This window comes from Dolichospermum sp. FACHB-1250 (assembly GCF_014696335.1).
Lineage (GTDB): Bacteria > Cyanobacteriota > Cyanobacteriia > Cyanobacteriales > Nostocaceae > Dolichospermum > Dolichospermum planctonicum.
Window position 1 is genome coordinate 45,865 of sequence record NZ_JACJPZ010000030.1, and the last position, 17,143, is coordinate 63,007.

General features: G+C 38.2%; 14 protein-coding genes. 9 read left to right on the top strand and 5 right to left on the bottom strand.

Annotated elements, in window-relative coordinates; translation table 11 throughout:
- Window positions 1–49: 49 nt before the first annotated feature.
- Window positions 50–1,321, bottom strand: coding sequence for a CCA tRNA nucleotidyltransferase (locus H6F39_RS12370; RefSeq protein ID WP_190396791.1), 1,272 nt, complete (start codon window positions 1,319–1,321; stop codon window positions 50–52).
- Between the two features lie 93 nt (window positions 1,322–1,414).
- On the opposite strand from H6F39_RS12370, the gene H6F39_RS12375 reads away from it, so the two are divergent.
- Window positions 1,415–1,663: a Ycf34 family protein gene (locus H6F39_RS12375; protein WP_028083119.1), complete on the top strand. Its 249-nt coding sequence runs from the start codon at window positions 1,415–1,417 to the stop codon at window positions 1,661–1,663.
- A 143-nt stretch (window positions 1,664–1,806) separates the two neighbouring features.
- Here the strand turns inward: H6F39_RS12375 and H6F39_RS12380 are convergent, their stop codons facing one another.
- Window positions 1,807–2,811 (bottom strand): phosphoribulokinase, encoded by a 1,005-nt coding sequence (locus tag H6F39_RS12380; protein WP_137908255.1) that lies wholly within the window; start codon window positions 2,809–2,811, stop codon window positions 1,807–1,809.
- Between the two features lie 826 nt (window positions 2,812–3,637).
- Here H6F39_RS12380 and petH point away from each other — a divergent pair.
- Together petH and H6F39_RS12390 are read left to right on the top strand one after the other, a co-directional pair.
- Window positions 3,638–5,071, top strand: coding sequence for a ferredoxin--NADP reductase (petH, locus tag H6F39_RS12385; RefSeq protein WP_137908254.1), 1,434 nt, complete (start codon window positions 3,638–3,640; stop codon window positions 5,069–5,071).
- Window positions 5,072–5,215: 144 nt separating this feature from the next.
- Window positions 5,216–6,505, top strand: a complete 1,290-nt coding sequence (locus H6F39_RS12390; protein ID WP_137908288.1) for a homoserine dehydrogenase — start codon at window positions 5,216–5,218, stop codon at window positions 6,503–6,505.
- A gap of 84 nt (window positions 6,506–6,589) precedes the next feature.
- Here H6F39_RS12390 and H6F39_RS12395 read toward each other — a convergent pair whose 3' ends face one another.
- Entirely contained in the window at window positions 6,590–7,447 is an 858-nt protein-coding gene (locus H6F39_RS12395) for a M48 family metallopeptidase (protein ID WP_137908253.1), read from the bottom strand.
- A gap of 369 nt (window positions 7,448–7,816) precedes the next feature.
- On the opposite strand from H6F39_RS12395, the gene H6F39_RS12400 reads away from it, so the two are divergent.
- Together H6F39_RS12400 and H6F39_RS12405 are read left to right on the top strand one after the other, a co-directional pair.
- The gene (locus H6F39_RS12400) at window positions 7,817–8,350 is read left to right on the top strand and encodes a DUF4330 domain-containing protein (RefSeq protein ID WP_028089687.1); all 534 of its coding nucleotides are present in this window, start codon (window positions 7,817–7,819) and stop codon (window positions 8,348–8,350) included.
- 176 nt (window positions 8,351–8,526) lie between these two features.
- A complete protein-coding gene (locus H6F39_RS12405) occupies window positions 8,527–9,282 on the top strand; it encodes an armadillo-type fold-containing protein (protein WP_190372215.1) in 756 nt (251 codons plus the stop codon).
- Window positions 9,283–9,532: 250 nt separating this feature from the next.
- Here H6F39_RS12405 and H6F39_RS12410 read toward each other — a convergent pair whose 3' ends face one another.
- On the bottom strand, window positions 9,533–10,189 hold the full coding sequence (locus tag H6F39_RS12410; protein ID WP_137908251.1) for a glycoside hydrolase family protein: 657 nt from the start codon (window positions 10,187–10,189) through the stop codon (window positions 9,533–9,535).
- Window positions 10,190–10,454: 265 nt separating this feature from the next.
- Here H6F39_RS12410 and H6F39_RS12415 point away from each other — a divergent pair, with 265 nt between their 5' ends.
- Window positions 10,455–10,955, top strand: a complete 501-nt coding sequence (locus tag H6F39_RS12415) for a DUF1997 domain-containing protein (RefSeq protein ID WP_370539388.1) — start codon at window positions 10,455–10,457, stop codon at window positions 10,953–10,955.
- Window positions 10,956–11,132: 177 nt separating this feature from the next.
- On the opposite strand, the gene H6F39_RS12420 is transcribed toward H6F39_RS12415, so the two are convergent.
- The gene (locus H6F39_RS12420) at window positions 11,133–11,603 is read right to left on the bottom strand and encodes a DUF4079 domain-containing protein (protein WP_137908249.1); all 471 of its coding nucleotides are present in this window, start codon (window positions 11,601–11,603) and stop codon (window positions 11,133–11,135) included.
- A gap of 203 nt (window positions 11,604–11,806) precedes the next feature.
- Here H6F39_RS12420 and H6F39_RS12425 point away from each other — a divergent pair, with 203 nt between their 5' ends.
- From H6F39_RS12425 to psb35, 3 genes are all read left to right on the top strand, one after another.
- Window positions 11,807–13,099, top strand: a complete 1,293-nt coding sequence (locus H6F39_RS12425; protein WP_190396792.1) for an ankyrin repeat domain-containing protein — start codon at window positions 11,807–11,809, stop codon at window positions 13,097–13,099.
- 681 nt (window positions 13,100–13,780) lie between these two features.
- Complete coding sequence (locus tag H6F39_RS12430; RefSeq protein ID WP_190396794.1) at window positions 13,781–16,279, top strand: transglycosylase domain-containing protein; 2,499 nt, start codon at window positions 13,781–13,783, stop codon at window positions 16,277–16,279.
- Between the two features lie 212 nt (window positions 16,280–16,491).
- Entirely contained in the window at window positions 16,492–16,689 is a 198-nt protein-coding gene (gene psb35 / locus H6F39_RS12435) for a photosystem II assembly protein Psb35 (RefSeq protein ID WP_137908247.1), read from the top strand.
- Window positions 16,690–17,143: the final 454 nt, after the last annotated feature.

Below are 17,143 nucleotides of genomic sequence, written 5' to 3' on the forward strand. Positions count from 1 at the left end.
TACCCCATCGAACTTAAACAAATCAAATTTAAACCTGAACTAAACTAAATTAAACTAAATTTTTGGCTAATTCTATAGCTGCTTCTACTGTAGAAATTTTCCCTTGAGCTTGAGCAACACCAATTTCCATTAATAATTCCCCTACCAATGGTGAAGCGGGAATTTTTAATTCTGTCATAATTTCTTTACCAGTGAGTAAAGGAATAGGATGTGCAACTGCGTCATTCGGGTTAAGATAACGTTTGATTAAAGGTTCATAAGTAAGAAACATACTTTCGGAAAACGTACCTTTGTCTATAATATCATTTGCCAAAGCTAATACTAACACCGCCGGAAATAAAATTCCCATTTCCCGAAAGAGAAAATACTGTTTCCGCAAAGACATATTTTCTGCTTTTATTTCTGGAAATAGTCTTAATGCGGTTGTTACTGCGCGAATTTCTGCGCGACTGTAGGTAAGTTTTTGTAGTTCTATTTCAGCGGTTTCTGGGTGGGAATGAACAAGACAAGCAAGTTTAGCAATACTTAACCAAGAAGTTTTGACTGTATTACGGACATATTTAGTTAATTCTTGGCCTAGTTTCTGCCATTTTTGACTAATTAAAGCAAATGCTGTATCAATCGCATTTAATTTAATAAAACTTTTATCAGTAGCATTTTTGAATAAATTAGTTAAAACACCATCTTTCCAAGCCGTATTTAACCAAAATGTGCTTTGACCACTGGCTAATAAGTAACCAATTTCTACTCTTACTCGTTCTGCTGCTACTTGGTTAATACTTGTGGCTAAACTGCGAATAGTATCTTGAGTAACTGGTTCAATAGTAAAATCCAGTTGAGCAGCTTGACGATAAGCCCGCATTAACCGCAAAGGATCATTTTGCAGATTGACAGGTGATATCATGCGTAAAATACCAGATTCTATGTCTTTATAACCTGTAAGAGGATCAATAATTTCTTGTGTATGGGGATTAAAAGCGATCGCATTAATAGTAAAATCTCGCCTATATAAATCATTAATGAGACTTTCCCCCTCCTGTTGAGCAAAATCAACGGTAGCTTCGGGAAACACGACACGCGCAATTTGTCTTTCAGCGTCAAGTAACACAAAACCAGCTTGATAACGTTGAGCAATCTTTTTTGCCACCTGTACCGCATTTAATGGGATAATGAAATCCAAATCCATATATTCCCGCATTCTACCCAAAATCCCATCACGAACCGCACCACCAACCATATAAACGGGTTGTGGCAAATATTCCCAACTAAAAGGCCAATTTTCAGGAGATAGACGAGAAGCAACTAATTCGGATATTGTCATCAAAATCAACCTTATAACTAATGCTGATTATTTTGGACTGAGCTATATTAACTATATATATTAACTATAAAGGTTTTGAGAGTTGGTTCTAATATGTGTATTTGTGTGAATTGCCACTATGTAGACCGCTGTGTTACCTACAACGCCGTAGAAACCCAGCACCAACAGTTACACTTGACGGAGACACCAGATTTTGATCCTCACGAACCCACCATTAATGTTAATATTCGCACACAGGGAGAGATAATTGAAATGGAATGGGATGTTGTTGGTTGTCTTAGTTTCCAACCCGAAATAGGTAAATGGTCTAAATTGCGTCCTGGTGAATTAGTCCCGACTTAGGTATTTGGGACTTTGGACTTTGGTAAATTAAAGTATGATTTTTTCTCACGCAGAGGCGCCCAGGGTAAGATTTTGATCAAGGAGGAAACAATTTAAAATGTCCCTCCCTATTTATCACGCAAATACTACTATTTTAAACTTCTTTAGACTTCAACAGCTAGTTTTGCTTCTTTAGCTGTTAAGCGTTCATAAGCAGCACGCATTTTCAAGCCTGTCAATACTTGGAATAAACCAGTACCATTGTTAGAACCGGGGTATTCGCGGTGTTGCAGTAATAAATGAGTCATCTCACCTTGATACTTGGTAGAAGTTTTACTTAAATGGGTTTCGATGTAAATTACTTCATCGAGGTTGTCAAATTGACCGTCTACTTCTAGAACTGAGACGTAACGACCATAGTAAACATCAAAACCATAGTACAGTTGCATACCTGGGTAAGAACAGGTTAGTTTGCGTCCGCAAGGAGTCCACTGAATTGTTGAACCTTCGTCAAATAGGTAACTTGGTTCAAAGCCTTCTTTTCCTTCCCGTTGTAACATCCGTACCCGTAAAACTTTACGCTCTGTATCGTTTTTAATCAAGTTGGTGGGTAATACTTGTAGAACCACGTCTGCAAATTCTCTTTGTGGTTCGATAAATTTCTCAAAATCAGGTTTCCGAGAATTGATTTGTGCGAGAACATCTTCATAGCGGTGGCCTCTTTCGGCCATATCCCGTTGAATTTTCCAGGCGATTTTGACTTCATCACTGATATCAAAGTAAACACTGAAGTCCAGGAGTTCTCTAACTCTTTCATCATATAAAGGATGCAGCCCTTCCACTACGATAATATGGTTTGGCTTGACTATTTCTGGTGGGTCGATATTGCCAGTTTCGTGATTATAAATCGGTTTATTAATTGTTTGACCTTCTTTGAGAGCTTTAATTTGCTCATACATCAAGTCAAAATTGTTTGCTCTTGGGTCAAGGGCGGTTATGCCTGTTTGTTTACGCTGTTTCCGATCTAGGCAATGATAGTCATCTAAACAGATAACTGTCATAAATTCTTCACCAAATAAATCAATCAAGCGACGTAAAAACGTAGATTTACCGCACCCAGAGTCTCCTGCTACTCCAATTAGTACCACACGTTCCGGCTTACTTGTCATAAATCCTCTCTAAATACTAAATGTCAATCAATAATTTTTCTCACAACAGATTTTGAATCCAGGGGCTTACACTTATGGTACACCCTTAGGTTCTGGCTATCCAGGATAACGATGACTTTCTTTCAACGGATAACGTGTAAGCTAATGGCAGTTACTCGTCCGAATGAGCCTAGTTTTATCGCTGGTAAGTATTTAATCTTAGTGTTGCACTAGATTTTAACAGAAGGGAGTGTACTTTCACAAGATTTACCCTGAGAAAGAATCTAGTTCCCTTAGCAGTTGTCTGCTTAACATTCTGCCATAGATGATACAATTTTTTCGAGACTTAATCAGAAATCAAAAGATCTCTAGAAAAAATCTCTAGAAATTTATAATCATGAAGTATGTTAACACTGTCATGGTAGGATAGGATAAGTGGTTTTAGGGGAATATCCAGACAAAGTTATAATGTACGCCATAGGGACATTTTAACAAATGCAGGGGCTTGTCCTCATGTTCAGGGTTTTTGCAGTATCAAGATGCTGTAAAATGTTTTTTCATCAACCTAAAACTATATAGTTCGAGAAAAAAAGATTAAAGTGATTCACTATTAACATTCTCGCCCGGACTTATCCTCTAACTTAGAAGGTGAACAGGTGTGTTTTTTGCCATGCCTACTGGTCTTGGGCGAGTGTGAGCCGGCATCACAATTAATTAAAATTAATAATGATGTCGTTTTCCCAGATGGCCAGTTTTGTGATCCGAAAATCCGGTAAACTAAAGCTCGCATCAGGATGGGAATGATTTTTTGATAAACGGTTAAGTAAATATCGGAGTGGTAGAAGGAATGTACAATCAAGGTGCTGTTGAGGGTGCTGCCAATATAGAATCAGGTAGCCGCGTCTTCGTTTACGAAGTGATAGGTCTGCGTCAGAGTCAAGAAACTGATCAAACCAACTACCAAATTCGTGAAAGTGGCAGTGTATTCATCAGAGTACCTTACAACCGCATGAATCAAGAAATGCGACGGATCACTCGCTTAGGTGGTAAAATTGTTAGTATTCAACCTGTTACAGCTTTACAGCAAGTCAATCGCCAAGTTAAATTGGTAACAGATGATGTTGCAGTTAGTACGGCTGATGTAGCGGTTAGTATAACTGATGTTGCAGTTAGTACAGATTCAGAGACAGTCAATGACAAAGCTGAATTGGTAACTGCCGAAACTAAAGTTAGTACAGAAGTGAAAGCTGAGGTGAATGCTAATAACGAGGAACATGGTAAAGCCACACCTGTGATTAATCCTAGTGAGGCGAAAGGCTTTGCTAAATCATCGGCCAAGGAGAAAAAAAGCAACACCATGACTCAAGCAAAAGCAAAAAAAGATGCCCATGCTGACGTTCCTGTGAACATTTATCGTCCTAACGCTCCGTTTATTGGTAAGTGTATCTCTAATGAAACATTAGTTAAAGAGGGCGGAATCGGTATTGTTCAGCACCTCAAATTTGATATATCTACTGGTGACTTAAGATATCTAGAAGGTCAAAGTATCGGGATTATCCCTCCTGGTCTGGATAAAAACGGTAAGCCTGAAAAACTAAGACTTTACTCGATTGCTTCGACTCGTCACGGAGATAATCTAGATGACAAAACAATATCCTTGTGTGTTCGTCAGCTAGAGTACAAGCATCCCGAAACTGGTGAAACAGTTTATGGTGTTTGTTCTACCTATCTGACTAAAATCAAACCAGGTGATGATGTCAAAATCACAGGTCCTGTTGGTAAAGAAATGTTGTTGCCTGAAGATCCAGAAGCTAATATAATTATGTTAGCAACAGGTACAGGTATTGCGCCTATGCGGACTTACTTGTGGCGGATGTTTAAGGACGCAGAAAGAAAAGCTAACCCAGAATATCAATTTAAAGGATTTTCCTGGTTGCTGTTTGGTGTACCAACATCTCCCAATATTCTTTATAAAGAAGAATTGGAAGCAATGCAGGAGAAATATCCTCAAAACTTCCGTCTTACTTATGCTATCAGCCGGGAACAAAATAACCCCCAAGGTGGTAGAATGTACATCCAAGACCGTGTAGCGGAACACGCTGATGAATTGTGGCAATTGATTAAAAATCCCAAAACCCACACTTATATCTGTGGTTTGCGCGGTATGGAAGATGGCATTGATGCCGCTTTAAGCGCTGCGGCGGCCAAAGAAGGTGTAAGCTGGAGTGATTACCAAAAAGACATGAAAAAAGCTCACCGCTGGCACGTGGAAACATACTAATTTAGTCATTGGTCATTGGTCATTGGTTATTAGTCATTGGTCATTGGACAATTAAAAGAAGATAATTAGTAGGTAGGGCTTATGCTCTGCCTACAATTGTTTTATTCTATATTTCTATATAAGTTCATTGTGGGTGCAAAATCTGTGGTTGTTAAATTAGGAATACTCGGATTAGGTACAGTAGGAACGGGTACAGTACAACTGTTACAAGACAAGGTAGGCCGTCACCCACTGTTACAGGAAATTGAAATATATCGGGTGGGGGTGCGATCGCTAACTAAACCTCGTGTTGTAGAATTATCTCCAGGTGTAATCACGACGGATTTAGAGGCCATTGTTAATGATCCAGCGGTGGATATAGTTGTAGAGTTAATGGGAGGATTAGAACCAGCCAGAACATTAATTCTCGCAGCTATTAACAATGGTAAGCACGTTGTCACCGCTAATAAAGCTGTAATTTCTCGATTTGGTGCGGAAATATTTACGGCTGCGAATCAAGCTGGTGTCTATGTCATGCTAGAAGCGGCTGTTGGTGGTGGTATTCCAGTGGTTCAACCTTTAAAACAGTCTTTAAGCGTTAACCGGATTAATGCTATTATGGGTATTGTCAATGGCACAACCAATTACATCCTCACCAGGATGCAAACAGAAGGTAGTGATTTTGATGATGTCTTGGCAGATGCTCAAAGATTGGGTTATGCTGAAGCTGACCCCACTGCTGATGTTGATGGTTTGGATGCGGGAGATAAAATTGCCATTTTAGCATCTTTAGGGTTTGACGGGCGAATTAATCGAGAAGATGTCCATTGTGAAGGAATTCGCCAAGTCACAAAAACAGATATTACTTATGCTGCTAAGTTAGGATTTGTGATTAAGTTATTAGGGATAGCCCAACACTTAGATACAGATAATTCCCAACTTTCAGTTAGGGTTCATCCTACTTTAGTACCGCAAAACCATCCTTTAGCTAGTATTAATGGTGTTTATAACGCCATTCTTGTGGAAGGAGAACCCATTGGCCAGGTGATGTTATTCGGTCCTGGTGCTGGTGCTGGTGCTACCGCGAGTGCTGTATCATCAGATATATTAAGTCTGGTGGCTACTCTCAAAACTAATACCAATAAACCAAATCCTCTCCTAGCTTGTAGACATCAACATTACTCTCAAATTACGCCAATTTCTGAGTTAGTGACGCGGTTTTATACCCGCTTTTTGAGTAAAGACCAAGCGGGAGTTATTGGGAAATTAGGGACTTGTTTTGGCAATTATGGGGTAAGTTTGGAGTCAGTTGTCCAAACTGGTTTTCAGGGAGAACTAGCGGAAATTGTGGTTGTCACCCATGATGTCCGGGAAGGGGACTTTAGACAAGCTTTAGCAGAAATTCAAGCTATGGAGTCTATAGACAGTATTCCTAGTGTATTACGAGTGCTGTGAAAAAGAAAACACACACCCAGATAACCCCGACTTCTTAAAGAAGTTGGGGGTTTTTAAGCAAAGCCAGAAGTATTATAATTGCTCTTACGGGTGCAAAAATGATCTAATTTTAGATTGATAGGCCAAATTATCCAAACCGTTATTTTGATTACTTGGTTGATTATTAATCTGACGCTGAAGAGAAATAACACGATCGCTTGCACCTGGATGGGTACTTAAAAATGCAGGTACTGAACTACTACCCTGGAGCTTTTTCATAAAAGAAACCATAGCTGATTGAGCATAACCGGTGCGGGTAATGTTTGCTAGTCCTCTTTTATCGGCATCAAATTCGTCTTTGCGACTTCGGGGAAGATTTAGTGCCAGTTGTACACCAATACCTACGGCTTTATTTTTATCTAAACCCGCTAGGGTAGCAACACCACTGGTAATCGCTTGTTGTCGGATTTGTTTAATTAAATGTTTACCCTCAATGTGACCCATTTCATGTGCTAATACACTAGCAACCTCGGCTTCATTATCTGCGACTTTTAATAAACCTGTATTCACATAAATAAAACCACCAGTAGTCGCAAAAGCATTAACAGCAGAGTCTTCGACTACTTGAAAAGTATAAGGGATATTTGGGCGATCGCTATTAGCCGCTAACCGTCTACCTACTTCGTTAATATAGTCATTTAATTCTGAGTTATCAGAGATTTTGACTTCTTGCTGTAATTGCTGATTCATCTGTTGACCAAGATTAACTTCCTGACGATCGGATATATTAGATAAGTTAAATATCTGTACCCCTTGAAATAAAAGCGGTAATAAATCTATAGCTTTACTTGGTAAGGGTGTACTCAAACAGACAGATAGAAAAACAATTACAGAAATTAACGGATATAAACAGCGTCGTTGCCATAAACGGTAGTTTGTCCGAAACCCTTGGTAGTTAATCATAATCTAGTCAAATGAGATTTGTACGAGAACTTAAAATCAGAGGACGGATTTTCAGATTAGTAAGTTGCATTTTCCACTTTAAGCAGGGGTTGGGGGTAAAATCCTTATTTGGGATGGATTTGTGGAAAAATTTTGGATCTGATACAGATGTAAGATGCTGTAATATCAGGTGGAAATAACTTACTACAATCATGTTAAACTATCATGTTAGACTATTTCATGACCATAACCCTTACCTGCTGTCAATTTCGATTCAGTGATCAAGATTGTGGATCATTTGCAAAAAACTTCTTAGTACAATCAATTACTTAGCTGAAAACTTAACTGAAATTTACCCAAAACTTATCCAAAACTTATCCAAAACTGGTTATGGCTATTTTAGATTCCAAAGGTCGCTTGTTTGGTAAAATCAATCTCTTAGACTTAGGCGCTGCACTAGTAATTTTGCTGGTAGTAGTAGGTATTTTTATTTTTCCTGGTACTTCCGGTTCTGTGGCTCAAGTGGGTGCGAAAACAGTACCAATTGAGGTAGATTTAGTGGTACGTGGCCTTAATGTTCGTGACCCTGAACAATTATTTAAACAAGGATTCACAAATGGTGGTAAAACTAATGTGATTATCCGCAATCAACCCTATGGTCAAATTGGGATTAAATCTATTAAAGAGTTAGATAGAATGCTTACCATTCCTCAACCAGATGGTTCTGTGAAGGAATTACCAGATCCTAGAAAGAATAATTTTAGCACGGATTTTATCTTAACTTTACAAGATAAGGCTACAGTCACTAAGGATGGACCTGTTTTAGGTAATAACAAGGTGAAAATCGGTATGACTTTTGAATTAGAAGGTTTTAACTATAATTTCAATGCGTCTGTAATTGATATTCGGTTACAAGATAAATAAAAAAGATTATAGTTAGAGGTGAAATTTCCCCGATTTCATCCTCAATAATTAGTATTAATTAGTAATAATTAGTAAAAAATTAGTAAAAAACGGCTTTGCAAAATGGCGGATTTAGCAAGGTATAAAAGCGAGAATTTGACAATTTCGACAATTTTGTAATCAAGTGGGTAAATACTGTGATACAGGCTTCGTCTTCTTGGAGACAATTCATTAATCAAATTTCGGAAATCAAGACAGGAAGCAGAGAAGGGCGCATTTTTAAACATTTCTCTGAACCGGGTTTTTTCCTGGGTTTATTAACAATAATTGTGGCTATGTTGTTATGGAATTGGCAATTATTGTTAGCGCTGATTGTTGGTATTGGTATGATGGTATTTACTTACTTAATACCGAAATTTAATTGGCAATTACACTGGTTAGAAATACGAAGGTTAATTAGTAGTCCTAACATTCGTTTAGCTTATTCTATCGCTAGTGGTGGTGTTGCGACTGTGATCACTTACATGGCTTCAGCAATTTGGGTTGATTCCCCTAGTCCTTGGTTGGCTGCTGGTGCTATTATTCAGGGTATAGGTACATTATTGACTTTAATTTTGTTGGTGTGGCAAATATTCAGTTTTCAGGGAAGTCAACAGCAAGATTATCTTGATAAGTTATTAAGCGATTTAACAGAAACAGATCCTTTAAAACGGTTAATTGCTGTAGGTAAGCTGAATAAGTTTATTGCCCGTCAGCGACTTGACACAGCATTGCAAGAAGATGTTATAAAATGCTTGCAAATTTTCCTCAGTCAAGAACAAGAGGTAATAATTCGGGAAGCAGCTTTAGACTGTTTACAGAATTTAAATAGGTTACAATTGCTAAAACCAATTAATGCCAAAGTTTTTACACCCATATCAGTAAAAGCGAAAAGCAAAGTTCTTATAGATTAATTTAATGTTTTGAGTAAAAAGGCACAAAAACCTTGACCAAAAATCTGGGATACAAGCCCCGTCCACTTCGGCAAGCTCAGTGCATCGCTTTTAGGACGGCTTTATGTTAAAATTTGGTTATAGTCGCCATAGGGCATTGGGAGACTTTAAACGGACATGGAGGGACGATAAGACCACTTGTGGCGTGTTCCAGTGAAGTGTCAAGAATCATCGCACCTTCAGGTCGGTGAGTATGTCAATTTTCCTTTACTCAATTTCGCTGTAATTCTTCTTTTAAGACTTGCTGATATATCTTAGGTAGAGAACGACTAACAGAATTAGTTTCTATACCATATCCTAAACTTGTCCAAGTCGGGGAAAGTTTTCGGAAAACGTCATTTATTTTTTGCTGACGTAATAGTGCCGGAATATTCACACCCCAAACTCGTGAGTCATTTAACCAACGGTAAACTACTGTATCTTGATACTCTGCTTCAAAACTATAGTTAGTCCAAAATATCTTATGTTGAGGTTTTGGGTGATAGCGGGGGGCAATTTGATGCCAAGTTGTGTTAATAATTTGATAGCGGCCAGCAGCAGTGGAACAGTTACCTGTATTTGGTCCAGTAACGATAGTCACACATTTTTCTGGGTGACGACTCAGATCATGGACTTGTTCACCACCATATAGAATAGAGTAGGGACGGTTACTATTGGCTTCACTGGCAGAAATAGTTCGCATTAATGCCCGGATATAAGGATCTCCACCCCGCATAACTAGAGGAGGCTGTTTTCTAGTAAATACAGGTTCGGGGGATGATTGGATATCCCCATAAATATACCATTGAAACAGGTACACAAATCCCAAAAGTGAGGCTATGGGAGCAATGAGTTTTTCTACACCTTTTAGTTCAAAGCTTTTCAGAATTTAACTCCTTTGAATTAATGATATTTGAGAAACTTTCAGTAGGCTAAGATAGCATTAGCCATATTGAAAATCATTAATATAGAAAAATAAACAAACTTCAAAATATACAAAAAACAAATTTATGGTGACAAACAACAGGAAATATCAATCTTTGGAAGTACAAGAGGCTATTTCAAGTATGAATGGAAACTTATCAGCTAATGATAATGTATTAATACAAGAGAACATAAGTCAAACTAGATTCTATGGGAGTTATCAAAATTGCATGGAAGTATATGCAAGCATGGAGCAGGTAGAGGCGTATTTTAACAATCATGCTTCATGGTTTAGCCGTTGTGCGGAACCTATGAAGGTAAACCCTTTGAGTGAAAATAGTTATGCTTTAGTTGTGGGTAAATTCGGTGCTTTTGGTTATGATGTAGAACCTAAGATTGGTTTGGAGTTATCAACCCTTCAAGATCGAAAATACCACATTCGGACTATTCCTTTACCTGATTATCAAGCTCCTGGTTATGAGGTAGATTATAAATCATTAACACGGTTAATAGATGGTGTGGATGGAATTACACGGGTGGAATGGGAATTAGATTTGGTAGTTGAGTTACACTTTCCCAAATTTATTCAGCGATTACCTCATGCTTTAATTCAGTCTACAGGCGATCGCATCCTAAATCAAATTGTTCATCAAATTTCCCGTCGTCTCACACACCAGGTAAAAAAAGACTTTTATAAATCTTTAAATATTCCGTTTCCACCAAGGAAATAAAGGAAATGCAAGTAATATACCATTTCCCATCTCAGTCAGATACAGGAATCGGGAAGTTGACCGCAGTGGAATAGGAAATGGTGCATGGTGCAATGAAAATCAGTCAATTACCCATTACCCATTACCCATTACCCATTACCCATTACCCATTACCCATTACCCATGACTAATGATAATCTAAGCATTAGTTAAAATTCTCTGGATGATTTCGATACCAGAGAAAGCTTGCCAGGCAAAAAGTCCTAAAATAGCGAAATTTAACAATATATGCGTCATCCTGGCCCAATTTGCTCCTTTTTGCATAAAAGGAGACAGAGATGCAGAAAAAGCAATTAAACCTGTCATACTTAATCCAGCTAGGAGATGAGGTCCGACAAATAATTTACCATTATTAATGTAAGTAACAGCCATACCACCAATAGAACCTGCTACCATCAAAGCTAAGATGATAGAACCTATTTGGTGGTGTTTGATAGTATATCGTCCTTTAACTAGCTCTTTCTTTTCTTCACCTTGAGCATTTCTGGTACGCTGTACTTGCAACCCTAAATATGCAGCATAGAGGGAAAGCGCTAATAGTACCCACATGGTAGCTGGGTGAGCAAAATTCAGCCAAAATTTTATTGTTGGAGTCAATTCAAGAGCCATATTTTTTACTTCCCTTTATTAAATCTTCATAAAACTTAGCATATTTAGCAGATATTTATTTTCTTGACTCAGCAATTTTCCCGCCTTACTGAATTAGGATATGAAAGTGAAACATTCTAGCTAATAAGCTCTTACTCTCTGCGATTGTACGTCTAGACTGTGAAACATAATTCATATACATCTGATCAAATAGGATATAACCAATGACAGAAAATACAGGAAATAAAGATACCACATTGCTCAAGGCTGTGAAAAGTGGGGATATCAAAAATGTGTCCGCGCTGCTGGCTTATGGGGCTAATGTGGATACAACCGATAACCATGGAAATACGGTATTGATGTTAGCTGCGAATTTAGGTTATACGGAAATTGTGCGATCGCTCTTAGATGCTGGTGCTAATATTAACTTTTTTAGAAAAACCTATCACTTAACAGCATTAATGCTGGCTGCTAGTGCTAATCAGATAGATGTTGTCAAGCTATTAATCTCTAGAGGAGCAAATGTTAATGCTATTAATGAAGATGGTAGTACAGCATTAATGATAGCAGCACTGAAGGGTTATATTGAAATTGGACAAATCTTATTAGGTGCGGGTGCTGATGTAAAGATTACTGACAAAGATAATGACACCGCGTTAAAGCTTGCAGTCAAACACAAACATCCGGTCATGGTCAAAGCATTAACACAAAATAACAATATTGTCAATAGTCAAGATCGGGGAGGTGAGACAGTATTAATGATGTCCGCAGATTTAGGCTACTTAGAAATAGTACAAGCATTGATATCATCTGGGGCTGATGTTAATATCAAAAATGTTGATCATCAAACAGCATTATTAGCAGCTACAGCAACAGGAAATACCGATATTATAACTGCTTTATTAGATGCAGGTGCAGAAATTAATCACCAAGATCAAGAAGGGGAAACAGCGTTACATTTAGCCGTTGTGGAAGAATATATTGATGTAGTCAAGATCTTACTACAAAGAGGGGCAGATGTGCAAATTAGAAATCATTTGGGAGATACACCTTTACTAATAGCAGCATTCCAGGGGTATAGTGATATAGTAGCAGTTTTGCTGGCTGCTGGTGCAGATATGGAAAAGAAAAATTTTGGAGAAGTTGCGCTGACATTAGCAGTGTCTCAAGGACATTTCCCAACAGTAAAATTATTACTTGATTATGGTGCAGATATAAATAAATTAGCAGATGATGGTAAAACTGCTTTAGTTAAAGCCATAACTGCAAATTATCCCGAAATATTTCAGTTATTACTAGCAAAAGCAGCAAATGTAAACTTACAAAACTCTTCGGGAACAACGGCTTTAATGTGGGCTGTAGCTGAAGGTTATAGTCAAGCTGTGGAGATGTTACTACAATTTGGGGCGGATGTCAATTTAAAAAACCAGGGTGGTTATACAGCTTTAATGATTGCAGAATTTAATAATTATCGGGGTATTAGCAAAATATTAAGAGAAGCTGGAGCGCGGGAATAATTTATTTAGAGTAATTTATTTAATTTATGTTTAATTTAGAAATGGGAAATTGAAAAAAAGAGAAACATCAAGATGAAATATTTAGAGGGTGAAAAGAAGTAAATTTACCTTTTACCTTTACCTTCTTTCTACCTTGATGTTTCCTACTGTGCTAGATATGAATAATATATATTTTTTGATTTTGATTTGTAGTATTAAAATTAGCATTTTCTAGGTAAAAAAAACTACTTTTACCACCAATACATCCATCCTAAGTCTGATTTTATCCATATTTTCAATAGTTAGGAGTAACTATAAAGAAAAAATTAAAATTATTATTTTCAATATCCCGAATCAGAGGATTTTAAAAAAGTCGCAAAGTTGACAAAAGAACCTTTATGTAGACGTTCCTGATGTAGGGATTTTCGGCTCTACATTCTTTTTTACCAGATGTCTAATACTGTACAAATATCCTCTAATTTAGGAATTTTCATCTTTCTAAATTTAACGTTATCACGCCTATAAATACTGGCATATACATGAAGTTAATGTATAAAAAAATTCTGAGTATTAACTTTTGTGAAAATTGTGGGGCTAGGAAGAGAAAATACTTCCTATGTTACTAAACAATAGCCTTAACTGTGATAAAATAAACAAGAACTATTGCTGCTAACTACAGCAGATGAAAACTTACTACTGAAAATGCAGGTGAAGGCAAAGCAATTATTAAACCAGGTGAGAACCCTATCATCTAGAATCTTGAGTAGCGATAAACCATTTTATCGTCGTTTTTGGTTTTGGGCGGGTTTAGGTGTAGGTGGTGGAATGATTGCTTTCCATTACATAATCTTAGAAATAGATAAAAACTTACCAAATCATTCGGCACTCAAAGCAGTAGTGCGAGAGCAAACACTGACTATTAAAGCTGCTGATGGTACTGTGTTACAACAGCAAGGTGAAGCAACTAGAGAGCAGTTGCAACTAGAACAAATACCAGATCATCTCAAAAAGGCTTTTATTTCTTCAGAAGACCGAAGATTTAATCAACACAATGGAGTTGATAGCCAAGGGATTATGAGAGCGGTGATTAATAATTTGCGATCGCAAGATGTGGTAGAAGGTGGTAGTACCATTACCCAACAGGTAGCCCGCATTCTCTTCCTCAAACAAGAAAAAACCTTCTGGCGTAAACTGAAAGAAATCCGGTTAGCCCAAAAAATAGAGCAGCAATTAACAAAAGATCAGATTCTCGAACGTTATCTAAATCTTGTCTATTTAGGCTCTGGTGCTTATGGTGTGGGCGATGCAGCTTGGGTATACTTTAGTAAGTCCGTAGATCAACTTACCTTATCAGAAATGGCCACTTTGGCTGGTTTAGCTCCCGCACCTAACGTCTATGCACCAGACAAAAACCTAAAAGCAGCCACAGAACGGCGAAATCTGGTGTTGCAGCGGATGGAAGAAGATGGCATAATTACACCAGTACAAAAACAAGCCGCTATTCAAGAACCATTAATAGTTAACAGCAACTTACCCAAACGGTGGCAGGTAGATTCTCCCTACTTTACTACTTATATTCAAAAGGAATTACCAAAGCACCTTTCTCCTGATATCTTGGCTAGTGGTGGTTTAGTGGTAGAAACTAGTTTAAACCCAACTTGGCAAAAAGCCGCAGAAGCAGCAGTCACAAAAATCTTGAAAAATGAAGGACGGTGGCAAAACTTTAAAGAAGCGGCTCTGGTGGCCATAGATCCTCGAAATGGGGAAATTCAGGCCATGGTGGGAGGAAAAGACTTTGGTAAAAACCAATTTAATCGCGTTACTCAGGCACAAAGACAACCAGGATCAACTTTTAAAGGATTTGTCTATGCTACAGCGATCGCAACAGGTAAAAACCCTTACGATAGCTATTTAGATGAACCTTTATCAATAGATGGTTATGAGCCAAAAAACTACCATGACAACTTCTCCGGCTGGTTAAATATGAGGGATGCTCTCACCAAATCCGTAAATACAATTGCTGTGAAAGTATTAATAGATGCGGGTTTTCAACCAACCATTAAATTGGCCCATGAGATGGGAATTAAATCAGAACTAAAACCTACCTATTCTTTAGCTCTTGGTTCTAATGAAGTCAACTTATTAGAACTAACTAATGCTTATGGTACATTTGCTACCCAAGGAAATTATATAGAAGCCCACGGGATTCGTCGCATCCTCAACCGCGAAGGGAATGTCATTTGGTCTGCTAAATATGAACCTAAGCAAGTTTTAGATGCTGATAGTAGTACCATCATGACTTGGATGTTAAAAAATGTTGTTACAGACGGAACTGGGGCTGCGGCTGAATTAAATGATAGACAAGTGGCCGGAAAAACAGGAACTTCTGATGAAGCCCGTGATTTATGGTTTATTGGTTATATTCCCCAAGTTGTCACTGGAGTATGGTTAGGAAATGATGATAATACCCCAACCTATGGTAGTAGTGGTAGTGCTGCTTATGCTTGGCATGAATTTATGGAGAAAGCAGTAGAGGGAATGTCTGTAGAAAAATTTCCCAGCTTGCCCAAACTAGAAAACCGCAAAGGTAGTATTAAAGCTGAACCTATCAAACCTAAAAAAGTTATCCGTAGAGTGATTAATGATAATGATCAAAAATCAGATCGGGATAATACTGAAAATTCTGATTCATCGAGTAGAAGTAGACGCAGACGACGCTATTACCAGTCGGAAGATACAACAGAAAACACCCCCAGACGCAGACGACGTTATTCTCAGTCGGAAGATACAACAGAAAACACCCCCAGACGCAGACGACGTTATTCTCAGTCGGAAGATACAACAGATAGTAGAAGTAGACGCAGACGACGTTATTCTCAGTCGGAAGATACAACAGATAGTACATCCAGACGCAGACGACGTTATTCTCAGTCGGAAGATACAACAGATAGTAGAAGTAGACGCAGACGACGCTATTCTCAGTCGGAAGATACAACAGATAGTAGAAGTAGACGCAGACGACGCTATTCTCAGGAAGAAAATAACACATCTGCCTCCTCTCGTAGAGAAAGACGATATCGCAGCGAGGAATCACGCTCTGAAAATTTATCTTCTTCAACAGAGAATAATTCTGGAGCATCTTCACCACCACAACCTTCCTGGAGAGAAAGACTTAAACCCAATTCTTCACCAGGATTATAAATTAATATTACAGCAAGTAGCTTTGAGTGAGGTACACTTTGTGCGGGCATCTTGCCCGCACCACAAGAGTTTTATCATTAATATCTGTACTTCATAAACGGATAACTGCTGTATGTCTTTGAATAGGAAAGATTTTTCCTAGGACAGATGTAGGTGATCCGCTTAGTTTATACTTTATGAAGAAGTGTAACCTACATTAAGCGAATATCCTCATGAGTTATTTATTGCTCCAAGTTCAAGCCGAAGCGACGGGAAATCACTTTCCCTTAGCTTTTACTTTGGTGTATGTAGTCGGTTTTATCGCTGCTGTTACCATTGGTTCAATTGCCTGGTACAATTCCAAACGTCCCCCAGGTTGGGAGAGTAAAGAACGTCCTAACATTGTCCCCAAGGTCGAGAAGGAATCATAGGACTGACGCAAATCTCACCAAAAATTCTAGTTTTTTGATACAGCAAGTTCAGATTGAGTGAGGTACACCTTATGCGGGCAAGATGCCCGCACCACAAGAGTTTTATCATTAATATCTGTACTTTATAATGCTGGGAACTGCTGTAATTTTTTGTTGGTTTGTAGTCAGGGCTAAAGGTCAGGTCGGTAAGCTCTACTGCGGGCAAGATGCCCGCACCACAAGAGTTTTATCATTAATATCTGTACTTTATAATGCTGGGAACTGCTGTAATTTTTTGTTGGTTTGTAGTCAGGGCTAAAGGTCAGGTCGGTAAGCTCTACTGCGGGCAAGATGCCCGCACTACAAGAGTTTTATCATTAATATCTGTACTTTATAATGCTGGAAACTGCTGTAATTTTTTGTTGGTTTGTAGTCAGGGCTAAAGGTCAGGTCGGTAAGCTCTACTGCGGGCAAG